Annotated in this window: 18 protein-coding genes; 10 read left to right on the top strand and 8 right to left on the bottom strand. The window is 56.3% G+C overall.

All coding sequences use genetic code 11. The features are described 5' to 3' along the window. Window positions 1–16: 16 nt before the first annotated feature. The 3 genes from WBG83_RS11740 to WBG83_RS11730 all read left to right on the top strand — a co-directional run bounded on the left by WBG83_RS11740 (window position 17) and on the right by WBG83_RS11730 (window position 5,742). Window positions 17–853 carry an SHOCT domain-containing protein gene (locus WBG83_RS11740; protein WP_336745216.1) on the top strand — a complete coding sequence of 279 codons (837 nt, stop codon included), beginning with the start codon at window positions 17–19 and terminating at the stop codon, window positions 851–853. A gap of 312 nt (window positions 854–1,165) precedes the next feature. Then, the gene (locus tag WBG83_RS11735; RefSeq protein WP_336745215.1) at window positions 1,166–2,893 is read left to right on the top strand and encodes an SWIM zinc finger family protein; all 1,728 of its coding nucleotides are present in this window, start codon (window positions 1,166–1,168) and stop codon (window positions 2,891–2,893) included. Beyond that, window positions 2,890–5,742: a DEAD/DEAH box helicase gene (locus WBG83_RS11730; protein ID WP_336745214.1), complete on the top strand. Its 2,853-nt coding sequence runs from the start codon at window positions 2,890–2,892 to the stop codon at window positions 5,740–5,742. Before WBG83_RS11735 ends, WBG83_RS11730 begins: the two co-directional genes overlap by 4 nt. A gap of 427 nt (window positions 5,743–6,169) precedes the next feature. On the opposite strand, the gene WBG83_RS11725 is transcribed toward WBG83_RS11730, so the two are convergent. Continuing rightward, window positions 6,170–7,360 carry an EAL domain-containing protein gene (locus tag WBG83_RS11725; protein WP_336745213.1) on the bottom strand — a complete coding sequence of 397 codons (1,191 nt, stop codon included), beginning with the start codon at window positions 7,358–7,360 and terminating at the stop codon, window positions 6,170–6,172. A gap of 370 nt (window positions 7,361–7,730) precedes the next feature. On the opposite strand from WBG83_RS11725, the gene WBG83_RS11720 reads away from it, so the two are divergent. Beyond that, a complete protein-coding gene (locus WBG83_RS11720) occupies window positions 7,731–10,259 on the top strand; it encodes a beta-propeller domain-containing protein (RefSeq protein WP_336745212.1) in 2,529 nt (842 codons plus the stop codon). Between the two features lie 141 nt (window positions 10,260–10,400). Here the strand turns inward: WBG83_RS11720 and WBG83_RS11715 are convergent, their stop codons facing one another. After that, window positions 10,401–11,384 carry a 2-hydroxyacid dehydrogenase gene (locus WBG83_RS11715; protein ID WP_336745211.1) on the bottom strand — a complete coding sequence of 328 codons (984 nt, stop codon included), beginning with the start codon at window positions 11,382–11,384 and terminating at the stop codon, window positions 10,401–10,403. 607 nt (window positions 11,385–11,991) lie between these two features. After that, window positions 11,992–12,279 (bottom strand): hypothetical protein, encoded by a 288-nt coding sequence (locus WBG83_RS11710; protein ID WP_336745210.1) that lies wholly within the window; start codon window positions 12,277–12,279, stop codon window positions 11,992–11,994. 151 nt (window positions 12,280–12,430) lie between these two features. On the opposite strand from WBG83_RS11710, the gene WBG83_RS11705 reads away from it, so the two are divergent. After that, the gene (locus WBG83_RS11705) at window positions 12,431–12,946 is read left to right on the top strand and encodes a TlpA family protein disulfide reductase (protein ID WP_336745209.1); all 516 of its coding nucleotides are present in this window, start codon (window positions 12,431–12,433) and stop codon (window positions 12,944–12,946) included. A 286-nt stretch (window positions 12,947–13,232) separates the two neighbouring features. On the opposite strand, the gene WBG83_RS11700 is transcribed toward WBG83_RS11705, so the two are convergent. Genes WBG83_RS11700 through WBG83_RS11685 form a run of 4 tightly spaced genes read right to left on the bottom strand, consistent with a single transcriptional unit; the run spans window position 13,233 to window position 18,491 of the window. Beyond that, on the bottom strand, window positions 13,233–14,549 hold the full coding sequence (locus WBG83_RS11700) for an ABC transporter permease (RefSeq protein WP_336745208.1): 1,317 nt from the start codon (window positions 14,547–14,549) through the stop codon (window positions 13,233–13,235). 2 nt (window positions 14,550–14,551) lie between these two features. After that, window positions 14,552–15,370: an ABC transporter ATP-binding protein gene (locus WBG83_RS11695; RefSeq protein WP_336745207.1), complete on the bottom strand. Its 819-nt coding sequence runs from the start codon at window positions 15,368–15,370 to the stop codon at window positions 14,552–14,554. Next, on the bottom strand, window positions 15,370–16,380 hold the full coding sequence (locus WBG83_RS11690) for a hypothetical protein (RefSeq protein WP_336745206.1): 1,011 nt from the start codon (window positions 16,378–16,380) through the stop codon (window positions 15,370–15,372). The genes WBG83_RS11695 and WBG83_RS11690 overlap by 1 nt, the downstream gene beginning before the upstream one ends. A gap of 56 nt (window positions 16,381–16,436) precedes the next feature. Further along, the gene (locus WBG83_RS11685) at window positions 16,437–18,491 is read right to left on the bottom strand and encodes an alkaline phosphatase (RefSeq protein ID WP_336745205.1); all 2,055 of its coding nucleotides are present in this window, start codon (window positions 18,489–18,491) and stop codon (window positions 16,437–16,439) included. Between the two features lie 189 nt (window positions 18,492–18,680). Here WBG83_RS11685 and WBG83_RS11680 point away from each other — a divergent pair, with 189 nt between their 5' ends. Together WBG83_RS11680 and WBG83_RS11675 are read left to right on the top strand one after the other, a co-directional pair. Continuing rightward, window positions 18,681–19,574 (top strand): hypothetical protein, encoded by an 894-nt coding sequence (locus tag WBG83_RS11680; protein WP_336745204.1) that lies wholly within the window; start codon window positions 18,681–18,683, stop codon window positions 19,572–19,574. A 131-nt stretch (window positions 19,575–19,705) separates the two neighbouring features. Continuing rightward, window positions 19,706–20,485 (top strand): hypothetical protein, encoded by a 780-nt coding sequence (locus tag WBG83_RS11675; RefSeq protein ID WP_336745202.1) that lies wholly within the window; start codon window positions 19,706–19,708, stop codon window positions 20,483–20,485. Between the two features lie 280 nt (window positions 20,486–20,765). Here WBG83_RS11675 and WBG83_RS11670 read toward each other — a convergent pair whose 3' ends face one another. Continuing rightward, window positions 20,766–21,728, bottom strand: coding sequence for a tyrosine-type recombinase/integrase (locus tag WBG83_RS11670; RefSeq protein WP_336745201.1), 963 nt, complete (start codon window positions 21,726–21,728; stop codon window positions 20,766–20,768). 111 nt (window positions 21,729–21,839) lie between these two features. On the opposite strand from WBG83_RS11670, the gene WBG83_RS11665 reads away from it, so the two are divergent. Genes WBG83_RS11665 through WBG83_RS11655 form a run of 3 tightly spaced genes read left to right on the top strand, consistent with a single transcriptional unit; the run spans window position 21,840 to window position 23,381 of the window. Further along, window positions 21,840–22,106, top strand: a complete 267-nt coding sequence (locus WBG83_RS11665; RefSeq protein WP_336745200.1) for an aspartyl-phosphate phosphatase Spo0E family protein — start codon at window positions 21,840–21,842, stop codon at window positions 22,104–22,106. A 29-nt stretch (window positions 22,107–22,135) separates the two neighbouring features. Continuing rightward, window positions 22,136–22,924, top strand: coding sequence for a putative bifunctional diguanylate cyclase/phosphodiesterase (locus tag WBG83_RS11660; protein ID WP_336745199.1), 789 nt, complete (start codon window positions 22,136–22,138; stop codon window positions 22,922–22,924). A gap of 25 nt (window positions 22,925–22,949) precedes the next feature. Further along, window positions 22,950–23,381: a hypothetical protein gene (locus tag WBG83_RS11655; protein WP_336745198.1), complete on the top strand. Its 432-nt coding sequence runs from the start codon at window positions 22,950–22,952 to the stop codon at window positions 23,379–23,381. Window positions 23,382–23,628: the final 247 nt, after the last annotated feature.

Genomic DNA, 23,628 nt, shown 5'->3' with positions numbered 1-23,628 from the left:
TGAGGAGGAATTTCTTATGAAATCCTGGAAAAAATCGTTTATCCCTGCCGCTCTCGCACTCGCTGTTGCCATTCCGGCTGCCGCATATGCTGCTGACAGCAGCACTCTTACTACTACTGCAAGCACCGCGCAAACCCAAGCACAAGGCCAGCATCCCGGCGGCGGCAAAGGCGGCCCTGGCATGAACCGCGGCGGATGGGGCTTTGGCCAAAGCAACGTCCATCAAACTAAATATTTGAGCCTGCTGGCTGAGAAGTACGCGGCGGATTCAGAGTCCGAATGGGCCAGCGCACTCGCCGAGCGCGACAGCTTGAATGCACAACTCAAAGCACTGCAGCCGGCGCGTCCAGACAAAGAAGCCGGCAAGGAAGCCGGGAAAGAAACCGGAAAAGAAGCCAAGCAGCAGCTGACCGACGAGCAAAAAGCGGAAATGAAGCAAAAAATCGAAGAGCAAAAGCAAAAAATGGATGAGCTGAAGGCTCAACTGGACAGCGGGGCTATCACGCAGGATGAATACGAGGCACAGCTGAAGGAGCTTGGCTTCGGCGGCAAAGGAAAGGGCCATGAGCGCGGCGGAGAAGGACAAGGCAAAGGCCGTTCGGATGCACAAGCCAATGCGGACGGAACTCAAGCGGCTGCCAAGGACAATACGGAAGCTGAAGCCCGCAAGGCACTTCAAGACGAATTCACCGCTGCTATCGAAAGCGGCGACGCTGCCCAAATCCAGGCAGTGCTTCCGAAGCTGCTTGAGCAAGTTAAAGCAGAGAACATCAAGCTTGCAGAGCGTGTAGAGAAAGCCAAGGAAGCCGCTGCCAATGCTGCAGCTGAAACCGCGGCAGCAACTGCACAATAACATAAAGGCAAAGCCCGTCCAAAGGCAATAGCAGTTCCCACCCACTCTCACTCTCAACCCCAAACGAAAAAACGCATCGAAAGGTGCGTTTTTTCGTTTTTTTGCCTCCAGGCAAGAACTAACCAGGAAATCGGCCGCCTTGTCAAATGATAACGGGAGACATTTTATTTCATCGGCTTGTTCGAGATTTGGTCCGGCTTGTAGTAAAAAATGAGGCATCCAAAGAAAAGTTTGCGGCGGTTTTTCTCTTTTCCGGTGTAAATGTAATATAATGAAAGGATATCTGTAAGGAAAAAGGCGGGAAGCTGGTTCATGCTACGAACACAAATCAGCAAGGAACAGATGGAAGCGCTGGCTGCGGACATTCGCACCTATTTCGATGCCGAGGTGATGCGGCGCGGACTGGAATACCAGCAAAAGGGCCTCGTCTACAATGCGCAAATTCAGGACGAGACTAAATATTCGGCAAAGGTGCAGGGCTCACGGGTATTTGACGCCGAGCTGGATTTGACCTTCTTGGTCTCCAGCTCCTGTACCTGTGAGGAAGAAGGCTACTGCGAGCATATGGCGGGCGCTTTTTTGTACGCTTATGCAGCGGTGTGCGGACGGCCCGATGAGTTCGTCCGTTCCATGGCCGCACCGGGTCCGGATGCCCTGAAATCCAGAACAGCCTCGGTCCGCATCGACTCCTCCCTGCACCGTCTGACGACGATGCTGACGGGTCTTGAGCCCAAGCCGGGCGCTGTGCCGAGAGAAACCGATTCTGCGGAGCGATGGTCCGGCTTTTTTGAAGAGATGTATGGAAGGTTCGCACACTCACATGCCCAGCAGCGCAACCATCTGGACGACTATTTTGCAGCGGCGCTGCAGATGCTGACCCAGCCAATTTCGTGGTGGAACACCGGGCTGCGCAGGCTTTATATCGCTTCAAGCATTGTCTATTTAATGCAGCGGCTCGATGACATGGCCCGGATGCCGAGAAGCAGCCCTTACGACTCTCCCGGCCTGTATGCCAAGGCTGCCAAGCTGCTGCACGAGAAATTGAACCAAGCGGTCAAAGACGCGACCGGGAATGGCAAGGACGACCATCGCGACAGCGCCTCCTCCCTCCATTCGGAGCATTCAGACGGAGATACTTCGGGAAATGGCCACTCTGCGGCCACGCCGGTAAAGAACCCAAGCGCCTCATCGGAGCAATCCGCAGCCTTGGCCTTGAATCTCGCGTTACATGAACAGCTGTTCCGCAAGCCCGCTGGAATCGTGGATTGGCTGCACGTGTATCGGCTGCTGTGGTTAAAGCTGCTGCGGCTCGATCGCCGCGACGAGGAAGCGCGCCTGTCCAAGCTGCGCGGAGAGCCGGGCCTGAATGGCCGGCAGAGAGACTTGACCCGGCTGGCGGAGGCCCATTTTGCAGTGCTGGGAGGCAGGGATGAGGAGGCAGCGGCCAGATTAAGCCTGCTGGGAGAATCCCATGCCGAGGACATGCTGCCGTATTTGAACTCGTTTTACCAGACCAAAGCCTGGAGCAGACTGCTGTTCTGGCTGCGCTGGCTTCTGCCGCTGATGAAAAAGGCCGAGCCCGCTGTGTTCCAGCTCGTTGCGGACTACTGGAACGAAGCCCTGAAGCACGAAGGATCGCCCGAAGAATGGCAGTCGGCGCTCGTCGCCATGCTGCCCCGCAGCTATGCCAAGCTGAGCGCCTTCCTGCTGCAGCATGGGCGTTACAAGGAGTGGATGAGCCTGCATTTATATAACGCTGCATCCCCATACGATTTGTCCACACTGGAGCTGAAGCAGCTTGAAGGGGCTGACCCGAGGATGTTGCTGCCGTTATACCATCAGGCGATTGATCGGCTCGTCGTACAGCGCAACAGGGAAGCTTACCGGATGGCTGTGAAAATGCTGAAAAAATTGCAGACACTGTATACCGCAGCCGGAGAAACCGGGCGCTTCCATGAGTTTATCGCCCGGTTCTCGCTCCAATACGGCAGATTGCGGGCATTCCAAGAAGAACTGAAGAAAGGAAAGCTGCTGACATGATTTCCTCGGCTGTCGTACAACTTCACCTGCGCTGGCTGCCAACAGGCAATTTCTTCTTATGGGGAATACTCAAAGCCCGCCGATACACCATGGCCGCCCCCGTGTTAAAGCATCATTTGTTCGCCTGGCATGAAGGATCAAGCTACGGAACATTTGTTGACTGCATGGAGCTGGACCATAAGGATGGCTTGCTGCTCCCTCCGCTGCTCGCACTGGAGCTGCTGTCGGCTCCCGAGGCCTCCATCAACCCTTTTTTCAGCGTAGAGTGGGACGAAGAGGGCCTGGATCTGCTGCGGATAGCGCCGAATCTGATGAAAGCCCTGGAAAGCGGCTCCCTGCTGCCGGACTTCGAGAAATGGAAGAGCGGCCAAATCGGCTGGAAGCTGCCATTTGACGTCCAAAGCCCGCTTCCTTACTTGGAGGAGTGGCTGGAACGGCTGCTGGAAGAGAAAATGCAGCGCGGCGAGGCCATGTACCGCGGATTAGCCCAGCTCAAGGCCGCTTCCGCCATACTCGATGACAGAGCTGTCCCGGAAGAGCTGTGGCGCGATGAGAACGATTGGCTCCGCTCGATCGGCTGGCTCGAAGAGGAGAGCCCCTTCCGTACGGGACTGCGCTTGAGCGAGCCTGTGCTGGACGGACCATGGCTGCTGGAGGTTGTGCTCCAGGACAAGGAAAACCCCGAACAGCTGGTGCTGTGCAGCCCCTTCGGCAGACCGTACCGGGCTGAGGACGCCCCGGAAGCGTGGCTGCCCTCTTTAGACGAAGCGGCCGAGGCGATTCGAAAATGGACGCTGCTCGTCCCTTGGCTTCAGGAAGGCGAAGCACGGCGGCATATACGCACGGCATTGACCGACAGTGAAGCATGGCTCTTCTTGTCCGAAGCCAGCCTGCGGCTGGTGCAGTTCGGCTATCCCGTCCTGCTGCCTGCCTGGTGGGAGCAGTTAACCCCTGCCCGGACCCGCCTGAAGGCCAAGATCAAATCCTCTGTCGGTTCGCCCCAGCAGGCCTTGTTTGGCCTGGATCAAATCGTGCAGTTCGATTGGCGCCTGGCCATCGGGGATACCGATTTGACAGAGGAGGACATGGCGCGCATTCTGGCCGGGGGGAATCCGCTTGTCCGCGCAGGCGGGCAATGGGTCTTGCTGGATGCATCGCAGCTGGAGCAGGTGCGCCGTATTCTCGGACGCGTCAAGCGCAAGGACGGACTGTCACTGCGGGATGTGCTGGAGCTGCATCTGCTCGGCTCCCCTCTGGACGGGGATGGCGAGGAGACGGCCGGGAGCGGTCTGGAGGGAATTGAGGTTGAGCTGAACCGGCATCTGCTTCAGCTTATCGATCAGCTCCGTGAAGCCTCCTCCCTGCCGCTGCTTACTCCGCCGGAGGGCTTCCGCGGGCAGCTGCGACGTTATCAGGTCGAAGGCGCCTCATGGCTGCTGTTCCTGCGCCGCTTCGGTCTCGGGGGCTGCCTGGCCGATGACATGGGCTTAGGGAAAACCGTTCAGTTCATAACGTATTTGCTTTCCGTCAAGGAAGGAGAGAACCCGTCATCACCGGCGCTTCTTATCTGTCCGACCTCAGTCATCGGCAATTGGCAGAAGGAGCTGGAGCGGTTCGCTCCTGAATTGACCGTTCATTTGCATTACGGACCAGGGCGCGCCAAAGGCGACGACTTCCTGGAAGCAACTCAGGAAGCCGACGTCGTTATCTGCTCCTATGCGTTGGCTCATTTGGATGAGGCCGAGCTGGGGATGGTCGAATGGAATGCCATCTGCCTTGATGAAGCCCAGAACATCAAAAATGCTTACACGAAGCAATCCTCTGCCGTTCGAAGGCTGAAGGCCCGCCATCGAATCGCAATGACGGGAACTCCCATGGAGAACCGGCTGACCGAGCTATGGTCGATTTTTGACTTTATCAATTCCGGATATTTAGGATCGCTGCGGGAGTTCACCGCCCGCTTCGTCGCCCCAATCGAACGCGGGGGCGACCGTTCCCTGATCGAAGGGCTTCAAAGATTCATTCGCCCGTTCCTGCTGCGGCGGGTCAAGCATGATCCGGCGATTGAGCTGGATCTGCCTGAGAAGCAGGAATCCAAAGCCTATGTATCGCTTACCCCGGAGCAGGCCGCCATGTATGAGCAGGTTATTCAAGACTTGTTCGCCAAGCTGGAGCAGCTCTCCCCTATGGAACGCCGGGGGCAAATTCTGGCTGTGCTGACCAAGCTCAAGCAGCTGTGCGATCACCCCGCCCTTTACAGTAAAGAGCAAACCGAGGGCTTCACTGAGGAGCGCTCGGTCAAAATGCAGCGGCTTCTGGAAATGATTGCCGAGCTCCGCACCGAAGGGGATCGCTGCCTTGTGTTCACACAGTTCGTTGAAATGGGACACCAGCTGCAAGCGTGGCTGTCCAAGGAGCTCGGAGAACCGATCTTGTTCCTGCACGGGGGATGCCCCAAGCAGGAACGGGATGCTATCATCGAGCGGTTCCAGGCGCCTGCTGCCGAGGGGAAAGAGACTTGCGGCGTGCTTATCCTGTCCTTGAAGGCAGGCGGGGTCGGGCTGAATCTCACCGCAGCCAATCATGTGTTCCACTTCGACCGCTGGTGGAATCCCGCTGTAGAGAACCAGGCCACGGATCGGGCCTTCCGTATCGGACAGACCAAGCACGTGCAGGTGCATAAGTTCGTCACCTTGGGCACACTGGAAGAGCGGATTGATGAGATGATTGAGCGGAAGCAGGGCCTCAGCCAGCATATTGTCGGCGGCGGAGAGCAGTGGATCACCGAGCTCTCGGCCTCCGATTTGCGCGAGCTGTTCAAGCTGCGGCGGGAATGGGTGAACACATAGGGCCATGCCCCTGTAAGCGGATTTCCCCGACAACCGCGGCTCCTCCGCACCGCCCGCAGCTCCCGGCGCGCCTTGTTTCGCGGCATGACGGCGAGCAGTTGACCACATGCGGGAGCGTGCATCAGGCTTGAACCCCTACAGACGCTTGACCCTGCCAAGCACAACACAGCTGACATGCAGCAAGCACAACGCGCGCCGTTTCCGGCGCGCGTTGTCATGGTTAACCTCGGACTTACGGTTGTTTACGCGATATGACGCCTCATTTCCCGCCTCCCAGGCTTCCCTCGCCGCACGCGCGCAGCTCCCCGCGCGCGGTGTTTCGCTGCATGACGGCGGTCGGTCGACCACATGGGAAGATCATACTATCGCCTTGCGGACCAGGGCCACTTTCTCTGATCCAGTCCGCAAAACAGCATACACCGGGCGATTACGTCGCCAAATCACAAAAAATATAAAAGCCTGAGCCGATGGGACAAGAATACGTCTGAAGGGTTCGGGAGCTGTCCAGATCAAAATACGTCTGTGACAGATTTCCCCGGCCAGACTGATTCATGGCTAGAATATTCGGAATGAAATACGGCCGCCATACCCAGTTCGAGCCTTGAAATTGAACATCCCTTTCCCAGGCCTCCCCCTCCTTGCGTACGAAGTTGGACGAGACCTGACACCCGTCTTCCCGGCAAATATACATCCTCACGCAATTGTCCGTCATACGGGGCAACAGCCCTTCAATTACCCGATCCGCCTCATCAGCGGTTGCAATCGTAACCCTGGAGGCGAACCATTCGTTCAAGTGCCGTTCCACGGCGGCGTATTCCTCATAACGCTTGAACTGGCCCTGGCTGAACCAGTCCAGCTCCTCCCGCAGCATTCTGCGGAATACGGTCGGCTCCATAAAGTCCGCCACCGCCGGCGAGAACAAAAACCCCTGTACGAACCGGGCCCCGACAAGCAGAGCAAGCTGCATTTCCTCTCTTGTCTCCACCCCTTCTACCAGCAGCGAAGCCCCCATTTGCGAAGCAAGTATCGAAAAAGCCTGCAGCAAAGCCCGGTACCCCTCGTGATGCGTGCTTTTGCGAATCAGGCGCAAATCAATTTTTAATATATCCGGGCGCAAAAGCGCAATCCGGTCGAAATTGCTAAACCCGCTTCCGACATCATCTATCGCGATACGACAGCCCAGCTCACGGTACTGCTCCACAACCTGTGAAAGCTGCTCCAGCCGTCCGCTGAACTCCTGCTCGGTAATCTCAATTACAATTTGGCGCGGGTCCACACCGTGCTTCGCCATCAGCTGCAGCGTCGGCAGCTTGGCTTCACTTTCATAATAGCGCATCATCCAGGAAGGCTTGAGGTTTATAAAAAGCTGCGGCGTATGCGGCGCTGTCGCAATGCGCTGAAGCGCTTTCTCACGGAGAATACGGTCGATGGCCAAGTGAATTTCATCGGAAATCTCCGGATTTTGAAAAAAAGGGCCCAGGCTGCCCGCCTGTCCTCCCTGCAGCCTTCGTCCGAGTGACTCATACCCCGTCACCGTCTGCGTTTGCAGCGACAGTATCGGCTGAAAGTACGGCACAACCTCTGCCGCCATCGGCACGGAACTTAAAGCACCTGCCATAACCCCATTCTCCCTCTTAAGTTAGTTATTCTGACTTCTAAAGTAATCAAATATGCCCTAAATGTCTTATTTTGTATTTTACGAGAAAGTAACGAAATATGCAAAGACATTTTTCGACAAACGTTCGCTTTTTTAGCTAAATTTAGCCTTAGGGCCTGTTCTTTTTCTGCATAAATAAATACAACTTAAAACGATGCAACATTTACCAATTCATGTTCGTCTGTAACAGCAGCTGCTGTTCCTTCCGAATCCATGGTTTCCCCTTCTCCTCAAGGCAGGCGTCTTCCTGCCCGTTTATCCGAAATAAGACCCAATCTATAAACAGCTCTGTATAAAAAATACAAATCAAAAACAAAGGAGGACCCTGTTTATGGCCTATTCGAGACGCCGGATAAAAAAATGGCTTGTCTCCGCTGCACTTCCTCTGCTTCTGTTCTCTTCTGCGTCAGCTGTCCTGACACCGGCAAGCCTGGCGAGCAGCTCGATCTCCGTCATTGCCTTCGGGCAGCGGCTGGCACTGGAGGCGCCGCCCCGGCTAGAGCACAATATTACATTTGTGCCGCTGCGCGGTCTGGCAGAAGCGCTCGGGGCCACCGTAGACTGGAATGAAGCGGAGCAAGCTGCAGTGGTGGAGAAAAACGGCTCTCGCGTCACGCTGCGCGTCAGTCAAGCCGAGCTGCTCAAAAACGGTTCCGCGATTCCAATCGAGCAGCCTCCCCGGCTGGTAAACGGACACCTGATGGTGCCGGCCAGAGCGCTTAGCGAAGCACTTTCTGTGGCTGTCCGCTGGGATGCGGCGTCACAATCGGTCATACTGGAGGATAGGAACGACGTGCCTGTAGTGGGCTCCGCGGACACCCTAAAAAGCATTCTTGCCGAAGCCGCGCGCACCGGAGAAGGCGAACATTTGATATCCCCGTCTCTGGTCAGCAAATCCAATGTAGCCTCGGAAGGAAGCGCCGTCAATGCAGCTCCGCAGGCTGAAGCCAAACCAGCGGCTTCCCAAGACACGGACTCTGCGGCGGGAAAGACCGATTACTCCCGTACCAATACACAGGTTGAAGGCGTCGATGAAGGCGATGTGGTCAAAACGGACGGCCAATTCCTGTATCAATTAAACCGGGAACGGCTTATCATCACGTCGGCAGTTCCAGCCAATCAAATGAAGGTGGCCTCTATGATTCATTTCGGGGAAAAGCTGCCGCTATATCCGCAGGAGCTGTATGTAGATGGAAACCGCCTTCTCGTCATCGGCTCATCCCCTGCGCCGCTTCGGGCTTTGAATCCGGTTGAGCCGGTTCCGATGCTGGACAGCGCCGCCCCGGCTTCCGCATCCGCGGCGTCCGGTGCAGCGGATGCGGACCAGCCTGCAGCAGCGAGCCAAACCAGCGCAGAAGCAGACAGCCTCACCGTTCCTCCTATCTCCAAGCGGTTCATATCGCCCGACCTGGTCCGCTACGAACCGCGCACCAAAGCACTGTTGTTTGATATCAGCAATCGGGAGCAGCCCAGCCTGGAGAAGGAAGTCGAGCTTGAGGGACATTATGTGTCCTCCCGAAAAATCGGCTCTGCGTTCTACTTCATCTCCAACAAAAGCATCCCCATGTACCAAATCATGAACGGGTCCGAGGAATTCGCCGTTCCGGCTTACCGGGATTCGGCGTCAGGGACAGCGGACCAGCAGCTCGATTATGATCGAATCCGGTATTTCCCGGGCTCTCCCGACACCAATTATATGGTGATCGCCGGAATCGATCTCAATAAGCCGCAGCAAGCCGCCAGCATCTCCGCTTATATCGGCTCTGGACAAAACGTATACGCGACGCAAAATCACTTGTATGTGACAGTGTATAAGTATCCGTACGAACGGCTGGCTCAGCCCATGGTGAAGGCCGGAAGCGAGCTTGCCGTAACCGAAGCGGAGAATGCGAGCCAAGCGGCGGGGACAAGTGTGATTTATCAGTTTAAGCTGCACAACGGCGAAGTTCATTATATGCAAAAAGGCGAAATTCCCGGCCGTCTCATCAATCAGTTTGCTTTGGATGAATATAACGGGTACTTGCGGGCAGCAACGACCCTGGAGCGTTTCGACTGGTCCGGCGACGACCATTCCTCGAACGGCATGTATGTGCTGGACGACAAGCTGCAGCTGGCGGGCAAGGTGGAAAATCTCGCTCCCGGCGAACGAATTTATTCCGTGCGCTTTATGGGAGGAAGGGGATATATGGTGACATTCCGCAATACGGACCCGCTGTTTGCCATTGACCTGACCAATCCGCAGCAGCCGGCTGTGCTGGGTCAGCTCAAAATTCCAGGCTTCAGCGATTACCTGCATCCCTACGATGAAAACCATTTGATCGGCTTTGGCAAAGAAACCATGGAGATCCCCGTGAAAAACAGCTCCGGCGCCCCGGGGGAACCGGTCACCAGAGCGGTACAGCTTGGCATGAAGCTGTCTTTGTTTGATGTGAGCGACGTCACAAAGCCGGTGGAGCAGTTCAAGGAAATTATCGGCGGGCCGGGTACTTATTCGGAGCTGCTCTACAACCACAAGGCCCTCCTGTTCTCAAAAGAGAACAACCTTCTGGCCTTCCCGGTTACCGTCATGGACAATGACGGCCGTACGAATGCAGACGGAAGCCCGGCTTACGGCACCTTCCGGTTTCAGGGTGCGTATGTGTACCAGGTTGATTTGGCCAACGGCTTCAGACAAAAGGGAACCATTACCCACCTCTCGAACGAGGACCAATTAAAAACCGGTGACCGCTGGGTAAGCCAGAACGAGACGCTGGAGCGAATCGTATACATCGGGGATACCCTGTACACACTATCCCCCGGACGAATTAAGGCCTCCAGCCTGAACACGCTTGCCGAACAGGGCGAGCTGGTGCTGCCGTAGCGATCAATCACAGCCTCCACTGGAAAGCTCCCTACGACAAAAGCACAATAAAATAAACGAAACGACGGCATAACTGTCCTTGTACCGGACTCGTTATGCCGTCGTTATGTATAATGGCAGTTTACCTGCAGCCGGCGCCTGCTAGCGATCCAGCAGCGGCTGGAGCTCTTTGACCACATGAACCGGGCGCTCGCCCTTCACGGCCAGCACAAGATTGCGCGCTGCAAGCATCGCCATGTCCAGCCTTGTCTTGGCGGTGGCGGAGCCGATATGCGGAAGAGTCACCACATTGGACATCGTCAGCAGCGGATTGGCCGGGTCAACCGGCTCCTTCTCGAATACATCCAGACCCGCTCCGCAGATGCGCCCCTGCTGCAAGGCCGATATCAGGGCAGCCTCATCAACGACCTTGCCACGGGCGGCATTAATAAAGAAGGCGGTCGGCTTCATCAGCTTGAAATCCTCTTCCCCAATATATTTCTCCGTCTCGGGGGTAAGCGGGACCATGACGACAAGGAAATCGGCCTGCCGCAGCACCTCCTGCTTGGAAGCGTAGCTTACGCCGAGCCGTTCCTCCACATCCGGCTTGCGTGTCCGGTTGTGATAAACCACCTCCATGTCCAGGCCGAGCCTGCACCGCTTCGCTACAGCCTCGCCAATGCGGCCCATGCCGAGAATACCGAGTGTCGCATGATGCACATCCAGCCCGAACAGCTCGGTGTTGGCTCCTTTTTGCCAATCGCCCCGCTTCACATAAGCATCAAGCTCCGTCAAGCGCCGCGCCGAGGAAAGCATAAGTCCCAGAATCAGGTCGGCCACCGAATCATCCAGCACCTCGGGTGTATGCGTGCCAAGCACCCCGCGCTCCAGCATCGCCTGCACATCGAAATTGTCGTACCCGACGGAAATGTTACTGACTACCTTCAGGTTAGGCCCATGCTCCAGCAGCTTAGCGTCAATGCGCCCGCCCGTGGTCAGAAGTCCTTCCGCGTCCTGCAGCTCTTCCAGCATGCGGTCATAGCCCAGCGTTCCTTCCCCGCGCCAGCGCCGTACCTCACAGTGCTCCGCAATGTAAGCTTCCACCTCCGGGAGCACATCCCGTGCGATATATACTTTTGGCTTCATCTGGTCCCTCTCCCTCCGTGATTGTCCTGCCACTAAATTATAGCATATGGGAAAAGTCTGGTCCGGGCACCCTCCCGCAAACAGGACGCTTTCTCGGCTGCTGCAACGGCATAGCGGCTTCCAGCTTCTACAAATGCCTTTTCTGTGAAATAGCTGCTTTCATACCGGGAAGGCGACAGAAGGTCATGACGGTGGTATGGAACCGTTCCGCCCAGTAGAAAAACCATCCCCTTGCATAAATGCGATTACCCGGCCGTTTAACAAAAAATACGAACCGCCGGGCTTATCCGCCGTCAACGGTTCGTGCTCTCGGTTTATTTGCGCGTATGCGATTCAGACGCCCGGCTGCGCGCCGGATACGGCAAAATGGCTGGCTTCTTAGGCGGCTCCGGGCACAAGCCTGGATGAGCCATCGAAGCGCTGCGACAGGCCCCCTTGCTCCCGTTGCCGGGGAAATGAAACCGCTCTGCAACTAGTAGAAGGAACCTGAAGTAACGTCCGTATCCTGACCGCAAGGAGAACAGCAAGGAAGCTGCAAGTGGCGTCGAACCCTGTTTTCGTTGATGACCGGACAATAGACCAGGCCCCGGCGGGACGCCGAAACGCGTTAATCCTGCCGCCGCTGCCGCTCCGCCTTGGCCAGCCGCTCCTCCTCCTCATTCAGCATCGACTGCACAAGCTCCACCGCAGGCTGATTGCGGCTCTGCGCGGCCTGATCCGCCGCTCGCTCCGCCTTGCTCACCGCCTGCTCAGCCTGCTGCACAAGCTGCTCGCTCGGATGCGTCAGGGCCTGTGAAACAGCATTATGCGCGGTTTCTACCGATTGCTGGGCTTGAGAAATCGGATTTTGGGACTGAAGACTGCTGTCATATCTGCTTTCGTCATGGGAGACCATGGGATTTCCCTCCTTGATTGGATAACTTCACCCGGTAGTATGGAGCACACCCGCCGGATTTATGCACCCTTCGGGTCTCTTTAAACTCCGATAACATATCCGGCTTACAATAAGGAGAGCAAGCATTTTCCTGACGAAAGGGCCACACCTCATGACCAAACACCTGCTTCCGCTTCTGCTTCTGGCTTGCACGGGCGTTATTATGCTAACTGCGATTAACCGTTCACCCGCCAGTCGCACAGAAGCCAAAATCGGTTATCCCGCCCCGTCCTTCCAGCTCTCCGCTCTGGATGGCGCAAATCTCGGACTGCAGCAGCCTCCCGCAGGGCCGGCCGTCATTCTGTTCTGGGCCTCCTGGTGCGAGCCCTGCACCACCGAAATGCCCCAGTGGGCTAAACTGTACAGCCAGTATAAGAATGACATCCGCTTGTACGCGATCAATTTGACAGGGAGGGATCATGAAGCTGATGTGGAAGCGTTTGTCCGCAAGTACAGCCTCCCCTTTCCCGTACTGCTCGATAAAGACATGCGCGTGGCGGAGGCTTATCATATCGCGCCGCTGCCAACGACCTTTTTCATGAACCGGGATGGGATGATTGTCGAAAGAATGGTCGGAACGACGACCGACGAAGCCCTCGAAGAGAAAATAAGGAAGCTGCTGAAATAGGGCCGCCTCCTGCTGTATGCTTGAAGGAAGAGGTGGACATACAGGACATACAGGCTATCCAAAAATTTCCCCCTCATCACACAGAATGAGGCTCTTCTTAGCTGCTCAAACACTTCTTACCGCTTCTACATCGCGCGCCGGCTTCCGGCGCAGGATTTCGCTTCGTGGCATCAGGCAGCCGTTCACACACGGCCCGCAGCCAAACCAAAGAAGCTTCCACATCTCCATCGATGACGGGGTTATCGGAAGCTTATTTGATCGTTAGGCCGAATGCGCCCCTAACCGTTTATACCGCATTTAAATAACGCGCTGTCTCGGTCCGGTATGCGCCGACAGCAGGAATCAAGCCCGCTATACCGCCTAGCGCAGCTACGCCGCCAAGCAGCCACAGCATCTGCCAGGTATATACATAGGCCACTGCAACGGACATATGGGACCCGATATACGACGCCAGCCCCCAGGATAGCAGCTGGCCTGCCGCGCAGCCGAGCAGGCAGCCCAGCCCAACGACCAGAATCGATTCCAGAAGCACAATACGCAGAACCGCTCCTCGTCCGGCCCCAATTGCGCGCAGAATGGCCACCGTCCGTCTCCGTTCCACCGTCGAGCCGTACAAAGCCGCCACAATGGTCATTCCGGCCATCCCCAGCACCACATAGCTGATGTAGCGGAGCACTTCTTCACCGCTGCCCAGCATGTCGAAAATTTTGGAAATGACCTGACCCGGGAGCACAGCCTGTGCATCCCTGCCTTGATTGATTTCCTGGTACAGCCTGAACAGATCGGTGTAGCTTTTGGTTTTGACAAGCGCTGCGGTGACACCCTGCTCATCCTCGCGCCCTTCCTCCTGGTCATGATCCGCATGCCCAGCCTCCTTGGACAAGTCGTTATCCGGCTTCGAGGCCGAATTCCCGGCAGCGTCCGCCGGAGCCGGTTCGGAGGTCTCTGCATGTCCATGCTCGTGCTCATGGCTCACCCAATAGCTGTCCATGCTGACATAGAGGCCCTGATCCGACGGGGCTGCGACACCTCGCAAAATGCCGACAACCGTGTAGGGATGCTCGGCGTGCTGATCCTCCTGCTGCGAATGCGCTGTTCCGTGCCCGGATACAAACGTATCACCCAGCTTCAGCCCGGTTTCCTTGGCAGTCCTGGCTCCGATCACCGCTTGAAAGGGCCCGTCAAACAGCCTTCCCTGCGCAAGCTGGAAGTAAGGCGGGTCCCCCGGCTTGCCGCGCAAATCAAAAAAATCGGTGCTTGTGCCCACCAGCCGGAAGCCCTGATAGTTATCTCCCAGCGCAAACGGGACGATCGCGGCCACCCGCGGATCGCGCTCAAGCGTATGATAATAATCCGGCGGCAGGTTCGCCAGCGGATTGTCCATTAAAAAAATCGTATTGAATACGAGCTGATTGGCGCTGCCCTTGGCCCCAACGAGCATCCCGAACGGCTCGCTGGCCTTAACAATTCCCTGCTTCATCCCGCCGGAGATAAGTAAAATACTGAGCGCCATCGCTACCCCAATGGCGACCACGACAACCGTGATAAGTGTCTGCACACGGCGGTTAAACAAATTGCGCCAAGCCATCTGTAAAAGCGACACCGCTATACCACCTCCTTGCCGCCGGTGTCCTGAAGACCCGCCGTCCTGGTTTTCCCTCGCGATCCTTCCGCGTCCATACGAGCCGCGGCCGTCTCCACGTTGAAGCCGGTTCCGTGCCCGCTCTGACCGGCACGATCCGCCCCCGTACGGATGGCAGAAGACGACAAATCCCGTATGCTGACCACCCGTTCCAACCGCCTGGCAAGCTCCAGGTCATGTGTGCATAGCAGCAGGCCGGCGCCTGCAGCGGCGCAGGCCTCCGTCAGCAGGGTGAACACCTGCTCGGCATGTCCCGAATCCAGACTGGCGGTAGGCTCATCGGCAAGCAGCAGCGCAGGCCGGTTCGCCAGCGCACGGGCGATAGCCACGCGCTGCTGCTCGCCGCTGCTGAGCTGTCCAGGGCGATGGGACAAGCGGTGTCCCAGACCGACCTGCTCCAGCAGCTCCTTCGCCCGCTGCTTCTGCTGCCGAACCGGAATGACACGGCCAAAGCGCATGGCAGCCAGCACATTCTCCTGCGCCGTGAAGCCCGGCAGCAGATTGAAGGTTTGGAATACATAACCGATATTTTGCGCGCGGATGCGGTCCAGCCCTGCCTCACTTAGCTGCTCAAGCGGCTGCTCCGCAAACCGGATCGTGCCGCTCGTCGGCCGGAGAATACCGGCGATGATATGAAGCAGCGTGCTCTTCCCCGATCCGCTGGGGCCAATCAGCGCGGTTCGCTCCCCGGCGGCCATGGCGAAACGGCGAATGTTCAGCACCTCCACCTGCTGCTTCCCGGGAAGGGAGTACGACTTCGTCACCTGTTCCAGCAGAAGCATTATTTCAGCACCTCCACTTTGTCCGCCATCATCCGAATCAGGCTGACAAAGCCGGTCTCCTCGTCCGTCTGGGAGCCGATGCTGAGCGTACCGGTCACCTTAACCTGGTGCTCGGTAGGCAATATCTCCTTGCCCTTCGGCATCAATACGACTACGATATCCGTCGGCCAATCCGCATCGCTGGAGCAGAACGGGCAAACCGTCAGCGCCACCCGCGTCAGGACGAAGAAGCTGGCTTGAGCGGTTAAAGGCGGCGCCATATACCCGACCATTTCCACCTTCTTATCCGCCAGGCCAGCGACCTTATCCGACAGCTTTACGCCGCGGACGGTAATATCCGAGTACAGCTCTGCAAATGTCAGTGTCGGGGTGTTCCCCGCATTTTTCCACGGCATGGTCTCCTTGGCACTTGACCCCGAAGCGGCTGCCACAGGCCCCGACGCACTGCTGCCCGCAGCGGCAGAGGCCCCGCTGACTGACTGCCCGGATACCGCAGGCTCCGGCTGTGCCGGCTTGCTCTCCGGAACGGCCGCCCCGGGTCCGGCAGGCTCCTGGACCGCCGCCGGCTGAGCACCGCCAGCCGCTTGTGCAGCCGGAGACGTTTGCCCGGCAGAAGCCGCCGGTTCTGCCGCAGAAGCTGAAGCCGCCGCTTCTCCGGGCGGCGTCGCGCTCCCCTGCGCCGCAGCACGTTCTCCGCCGCCGGACGTTCCGGAGGCGGTCCCCGCGTTCCCTGCGGGACCTGCTGCAGCGTCCGGCGCCGTTGTGGCAGCGTCGGCTCCCAATGTGCCGTTTCCGGCACCGCTGCTGCTTGCACCCTGGCCGCCGCCAGATTCCGTCCGCCCCTTCTCCGCTCGCTCCGGCTTCCCTCCCGCTTGCGGCTCCGAAGGAGCCGCAGCGGACAAAGCAACCGACCCCCCGCTAATCGGGGAAGCCGGTTGTCCGCAGCCGGAGACAGTCAGCAGTGCCGCTGTTAAACACGCTGTTATGAAACGCTTGTTCATCGTCAGCATGAGCTGTCCCTCCATTTATGCTATTTTGCCCGGCCATAGACGGCCGCTTGGATTATTTATTTGCCTAGTACGCTCAGAATCGAGCTGCTGTTCAAAGAAGTCGTTCCGTTATCGAATTTGAATTCCAGCGAAGCTTCCTTGCCGTTCTTGGTCGCTTTGCCGCTGGACAGGTTCAGCACAACCGTATCCTCATGCAGCAGCATCGTAATTTCACGGGTATCCGCATCATATTTCACTGTACCGCCCATCAGGTTAATAAAGCTGGCCAGTGGAATCCAATTTTTCCCGTCGGATTGCTCGCCGTTCAAATTCAGTCCGAGCGCATGCGCCATTCCGAAGAAGACCTCCGTGTTATCCATCGTCCCCTTGAAATAGCTGGCTCCCGGCCCGTACGCCATTAACGGCACATCATCCGCGGAGTGCACGCCTTGGCTTTCGCCCGTCGGGCTTACTGTGCCTTTGCGCAGGAAGCGATCGCGGTCCGAATCGTCAGGGTTAGCCAGAGAAGCCGGGTTGGCTACATACTGTTTGTCTTGATTTTGCACGGCAGGCGCGGTCGGCACTTGATTGAATTTGTAATCTTCGTAGTAGTCCGGGGTAGAGCCGAACGTCATGGCCAGCTTGCGATCTACATCCGGGCTGTCCGGGAAGCCGTCCCCGTCACTGTCCACGTAGGTCGGGAACAACGAGTCGGCATAGACGCGAATCGCATCGCGGCCGGACTTGCCGTCGCCTTCCCAATACGTTCCGGCAATGCTTAGAGAATGGGCATGGTCAGCGGTAACCACGATCGTGGTATCGCCATTTTTTTCGGCAAAACGCTTGGCTACGCCAATCGCCTTGTCCATTTCAATCGTATCGTAGGCAGCCCGCTCCCAATCCAGCGTGTGCAGCTGTTTGTCGATGCTCGCGCCTTCTACCAGCAGCAGGAAGCCGTTGTCGTTTTGGCTGAGCACATCAATCGCCTTTTGGGTCATGTCCCACAGGTTGGGCTGATCCGTGAAGGACTTCAGCTCAGCCGTGTTGTTGGTGGCTTTATCGTAATAAACGCTCATGTTCCCGGTATGGAATAGGCCCAGCAGCTTCTTGCCCGGATCGGCCGCTTGCAGTTGGGTCGCATTTTCCGCGATGGTGTAGCCCTTTTGCTCAAACATGCTGAACAAGTCCTTCTCGTCCTTGCGTTTGGACCCCGGTGTGGACTTCGGCAGGAAGTACGCCGAGCCCCCGCCCAAAATAACCTCCGGCTGCAAATCATAAAGCATCTCGGCAATTTCCGCCTTGTCGTCGCGTTTGCGGGTATGCGACACGAACGATGCCGGCGTAGCGTCCTCAATTTCCGCTGTGGATACTACACCTACGGACATACCGCGGGTGCGCTTTACCATTTCGGCCAAGGTTTCCACCTTCGGATTGTCGAGCGAGTCCGAAGTGTTGTCCGGATAAACGCCGAGGGCGTTGACGACCGATTTATGTCCCGTGCTGTACGCGCTCGCGCTGTTAGCCGAATCGGTTACGACCGAGTCCATCCCGGAGGTTGTCACCACTGCACGCTGGTCGAAGGTATCCATTTCCAGCAGCCCGTTGTACTTGCCCTCCGTCAGACCCTTGGACATAATCCGGGTCATAGTGATATCGGAAAACGCCATGCCGTCCCCGACAAACAAAATCACGTTCTTCGCTTTGGCTCCGCCGTTATCCACCGCTACCACTTCGTATGTTACGGATTTGCTCAGCCCGTTGTCTGCCTTGACAGCGACCTCATAGGTTCCCGGCTTTTGAATCGTTACCTCGCGAATCGTAAATTCCTGACTCGTTTCCGTGTTCGTTTTATCGAAGGCTTTGCTGAAAAATTGCTCCGCATTCTCGCCGTTAACCGTGATGCTGACTGATCCAGGCAGCGTGTCCAGCCCGTTCAGCTCTACGCGGAAATCGAATTTGGCCCCTGCCAGAAGCTTCGCCTTGTCGATTGGCGCAATATACACAGATGCCCCTGCCGTCTGTTCCGCACCGTGTACGACAGGAACCGCTTGAGACGGCAGACCTGCATTGCTTGCGAGCAGAGTGCTTGTAACAGCGATGCTGGTCAATACTTTACCGATTTTTTTAATCATGCGTGTAAACACACCTCCGACAAATATGAACATATCAACATATGAATAGGTTAAGTATAGAGGTGGTTTGTAAACTGTACTGGCACATTATATGAAGATTTTTTTAAGGCTTGGCAAACAGAAACTTTTTGGGGTTCTAATCCGTCTTTATTAAAATAAACCATTATTTTACAAAGGATGAAGCTAATAATGTCTCCCACCCCGGCCCCCCGCAAACCTCGTTTCCGTCACTGGCTTGTGGGTATCCCCCTGGCGCTGCTGCTCGGATTATCTGCCAATTATGTCATGTCTGCCGGCAGCCATGGCCTGGACAGCTCCAGTGCAGCTTCCGGCGCAGCCTCACAAACTGGAGCCGCTGCCGCTCAGAACAGCGCGGGCCCTTCGATTCCGACAGCGGGATCAGCCCCTAGCGGCATGGGCCTGCAAGCGCCATACACGGCAGGAAATTGGGCCCAAGCCGCATATACCCGGGAGGAAGCCCAAGCGGCGGCCCCATTATCTGCCCCGCAGGGCAAGCTCACCCGGGACGAGGTGATTCACCTCCTCCGAGCCCAGGGTAAGGACACGGACTATTATACGGACGGATTGTCCTTCGAGCTCGCCGATGTGAACGGCGATGGCGCCCCCGATCTGGTAGCCCGTATTGACGGCGCTGTGCATCTGGGACATTTCTTTCTGCTCCTTCATCAGCCTGACGGCGGGTTTACACTGGTCCATGAGCAAGCTTTTAAAGTGGATACCTGGGATTTAACCGGCCGCGATATCGGCGGCAAGCGTATGTTTGAAACGGTTACTGCAGATGGCGGGACAGGGGGCCATGAGGAAAGGGTCCGGCTGTGGTATGTTGAGAACGGCCAATATATTGAGGCCTGGAACGGAATTATGACCGACAGGCAGGCTATGCTGCCGCAGCGGGCTACGTTCGCCGTTGGCAGCTGCCGGATTACCGATGATCTGGACGGTCCGCAGCTGTTCCACTGGGTATCCCGCTACGGCTTGTCTGAGGACGGCGAGCTTACAGGCGATCCGGATACGAAGCTGGAACGCTTTGCCTTTGACGGAACGCGCTTTACGCCTTTTTGACAGCCGCAGCCGATTTGGCCTTGCGACGCACGGATAACTCCGACGAGTTGAATGTAGGCGTGTAACCATGACCAGGCCTGCCGCATATCGTGAATCCGTACGATTCAACCATGAGCGGGAGGTTTTTAAGCATGTATGAACCATGGTTTCGCGCCGATCCGCAAGCACATCGGGTATATTCCATCACGCTGGGCCGTACGCACGCCCCTTACGTGCTGATTCTGGACGAAGACCGCAACACTTATACCACCTATGTGCGCATAATGCAGCAGCATCCGCTGACCGGGCAATGGCACATCGTGTATACACATCAAATGGACAATGCGGTCGGTGTGCAATTTTACAATCGGCGGTGGAATTTGACGGGCACTCCGGTTCTGGTGCTGTACAGCATGGGCATCGGCTCCGGCGCTTTCTTGACCTATGAGGTGCTTGGCGAGGAAAGAGGAGCTATCCGAACGTATGTGAAGGAGAACGATATTTTTCAGGGGTCCGTGTTTTTCGAGGGAACTCGCCTCATTCAAGGCTCGGGCAATCAGTTCAAGGTTTGGGAGAAGCTCGGCGGCGAATTTGTACTGGCTCCCTACCAGCTCCCAATCTATCCCGGCGCAACGGTCATCCGGTACTCGATACCGAATGAAAACACCGTTCGTATCGCCAAAACCCGCTATACCGTGCCTATAGGCGGCGTCGTTCAACTGGTGCGAGAGGATCAAAAGCCGGTGAGCGAGCGGGTTTTAACTTCAAGCGACCCTGCATGCATTGAATATATGGGCATCAGTCTCTTTCGCGTCCCCTGCAGGACGAACGTATCCATCACCATCATCCCCGGCGGCTACAATTGGGAAGGGGCCAAGGAAATTACGGTGGTAACGAAAGAGCCCGCTGGAAGGGATAAGCCGGTTGCTTAGCCATCCGGGAGCTTCCTTCCCTCTCGAATCACCGGCGGCCAGCGTGTAGGTGCCTTATCATCAATGAGCGGTCTAGATAAAATGAACCCGCCGTGGCAAAATGAAATGCCCGCGGCGGTTTTTTACGTATTTGGAAGGAAATAATAGACTATAATAGGATTCGTACAATGCATGTTGTTCGACAATAACCGTGGAATCTAGCAATTTTTTTGAGAAGAAGATATTTCCATACTAGCATAAAATACGCTGATCTGACCACCCCTTTTATAGTTCCTCGGAACTAGAGGATGTCCTTTATACTTTCCTCGACGAAGTCGGGAGCCGCTTTTTTTAATTGCTCAACGGTATGTAAGTATCTCTGAGTTGTATTCATAAAAGAATGGCCTAATGTTTCCTGAACCTGCTGCAGGGATGCTCCGTGCAGTAAGGCCAGTGTCGCATTCGTGTGGCGAAACCAGTGCGGCGTGACTTGCTTGGTCAAAGCGCTGGAATTGCGGGCGGCCTCAATAATACGCTCAATTCGCCGAACTGTAATGGGGAAGACGCGCCCCGGTTGCATCCCTCCGTTCTCTTCAGCATAGACGATCAGCTGCTTCCATAGCGTGGCGGGCACTTTGACCTCCCGGACCTTCCCACCTTTGCCCTTCTTCACAGTAAGCCATACCGAGGTTTCAAGCGGATCGGGATGGAAATCCTCCCACTGCAGTCCAGCCAGCTCCGACACCCGCAATCCCAGCATAATCAGCATGAGACCGAGGATATAGTCCCGCCGGCCGCGCTGTTTTAGTTCGTTCAGCAGCAGCGCCAGCTCCCGTTTGGTTAAATAATTGAGGCCGCTGGTAATTTGAACTTTGGGCGATTTCAAGCTTGTCGTCGGGTTATGCTTAAATATCCCGATGTTCGGATCACTGCACCATTTGTAAAATGAACGCAGAGGGGACAGCATGCTTGCCACCGTAGCCGGGGCGTACGCTGTGGTTGATTTTGCCAGTATTCCCCGCGCTAACGCCAGCTTGAAAGCCTCCATGTCTTTCCATGTAATATCCTTCAGCGGGCGGTAAGCTGTGAACGTGCGGAACAGCTGGATCGCATTTTTGTAATTGCGAAGCGTGTAGGGCGATTGTGTGCAGGTGGTCAAAAACATTTGCACGATTTGATCATCGCTTGAAGGGGCTGAACGGCCAATCTCCATAAGCAGAGCGGCCTCAGCCCGGACATCGATTTGTTCAAAATGGTTATCCAAGGTCCTGTGCCTCCTTATATCCAATTCGAACAACATGCATTGTACGAACACCATTGTAATAAACAGAGCGCCAATAATCGAATCCAGGCGAAAGAAACAGGGGTATTACTGATGATGACTCCTCCGGAAGACCCAAAGTACATCGCCAGCATGATTGAGCGCTTGCGTCATGAACTGCATATGACCTACAAGGTGTTTCAATCACTCACCCATCCGCGAGTGTATGAGCTTAGCGTTCAACTGGACTACTGGATTCAATTCTACAATGATATGGAGCAAACCCGCATTGGCCGGATCGGAAAGGACGGTGCGCCGGCCCACCGTGGTTTCAAGGTGGAAAACGCAACCGTCCGTGACAGCCGCAGCAGAGGAAGCTGACAATCGCAGCATGGTGGAGGGAGAATACGTTGGATCAACAGGAGCGGCGCAATCTGGAGCAGGCTCTACAGGAAGCCATCGAACAAAACCAATTTGAACTTTATTATCAGCCTCAAATCGACATTAAAAGCGGCAAGCTCGTAGGCCTGGAGGCGCTGCTTCGGTGGAAACGCCCGGAATACCGCGATGTTTCCCCGCTTGCCTACATTTCCGTCGCCGAACAAACCGGAGCTATAATTCCTATTGGGAGCTGGGTGCTAAACGAAGCCTGCCGCACCTGTCTAATGTGGCATAGCTTGTTTGGTGTCCCTTTTCGTATCGCAGTCAACGTCTCGGCGGTACAGCTTCAGGAGGACGGCTTCGTGGACGTCGTCAAGCAAGCCCTCGATCGCTCCGGACTGCCGCCGTCTTATCTGGACCTGGAGCTGACCGAAAGTGTAGCCATGCTGCAGGAAGATACCCTTATTCAGAAGCTGCATGAACTGAAATCCATCGGGGTGCGATTATCCCTGGATGATTTCGGGAGCGGGTACTCCTCCCTGAATTATTTAATCAACTACCCGATCGACACGTTAAAAATCGACCGAACCTTCACCCAATCGCTATCCTCCAACAGCAAAACGGAGGTTGTTCTAACCTGCATGCTGGATTTGGCCCACCGTTTGGAGCTGGAGGTTATTGCCGAGGGGGTCGAAACGGAGATGCAATATGCATTCTATGAACAGCATAACTGTGATGTCGTGCAGGGCTACTACTTCTCTCCCCCGCTGCCCAAGCCCAAAACCGCAATGCTGCTGGAAACACTGCTGGAGGCCTGACTGCATCGGACAGGTGGCCGGTTCAATGGCGATTGCCGTCTTAACCGCCGTCATGACCAACCTGCAGGTCAGGGCAGGCTCGGAAATCTCGGAGAATGTGACCAACACCTCCGTCGCGGCAACATCGACGGCAAGCACACTCACCGCCGGATTCCTGCAATCCGGGATCGACAGGGCGTCCGCGCAAGGCCTGGCCTTATCGCCCATTTCCGGCCTCGTCCAGAAGGAAGCCTGCGTCCGGGCCATCGCCGATACGTTCATGATCTCGTCGCTGCCGCTGTTTCTATGCATTCCGTTCATTTTCCTGTTTATTCAACGTCGAAAAAAAGAACCGATCCCCCAGCCGGGGCCAGCCGCTTCGGTCAAAGCAAACCCTGCGCCCCAATCCGGCGGGGTATTGCAGATCCCTACGGCCCCCCGGCCCGTAGGGGCGGCGACCTCGGGTTCGCCCTCCTGACAGGCTAGCATCCATGATCCAGCCGGCTACTTATTCGATACATGATGCCGGACGGAGCCCTAAGCCGCATACAAGCGCAGCAAATACGGCAACAAATATCGCTGGCTTTCCGAAGAAACAAGCCGCCATCTATTGCCGGCAGACATCCGTTCATAATCGTGTAATTAAGCTGCCAGTCTCGTTCACTCGACCACGCGGCAAAACGGCAAAACGGCCCCTCCCAAGCGGGAAGAGCCGTTTTGCCGTT

This window comes from Paenibacillus sp. y28, assembly GCF_037137075.1.
In the GTDB taxonomy this organism is placed as follows: Bacteria; Bacillota; Bacilli; order Paenibacillales; family NBRC-103111; genus JBBBNV01.
Note: the sequence above shows the minus strand (reverse complement) of the source record. Positions and strands in the feature narration are given on the sequence as shown.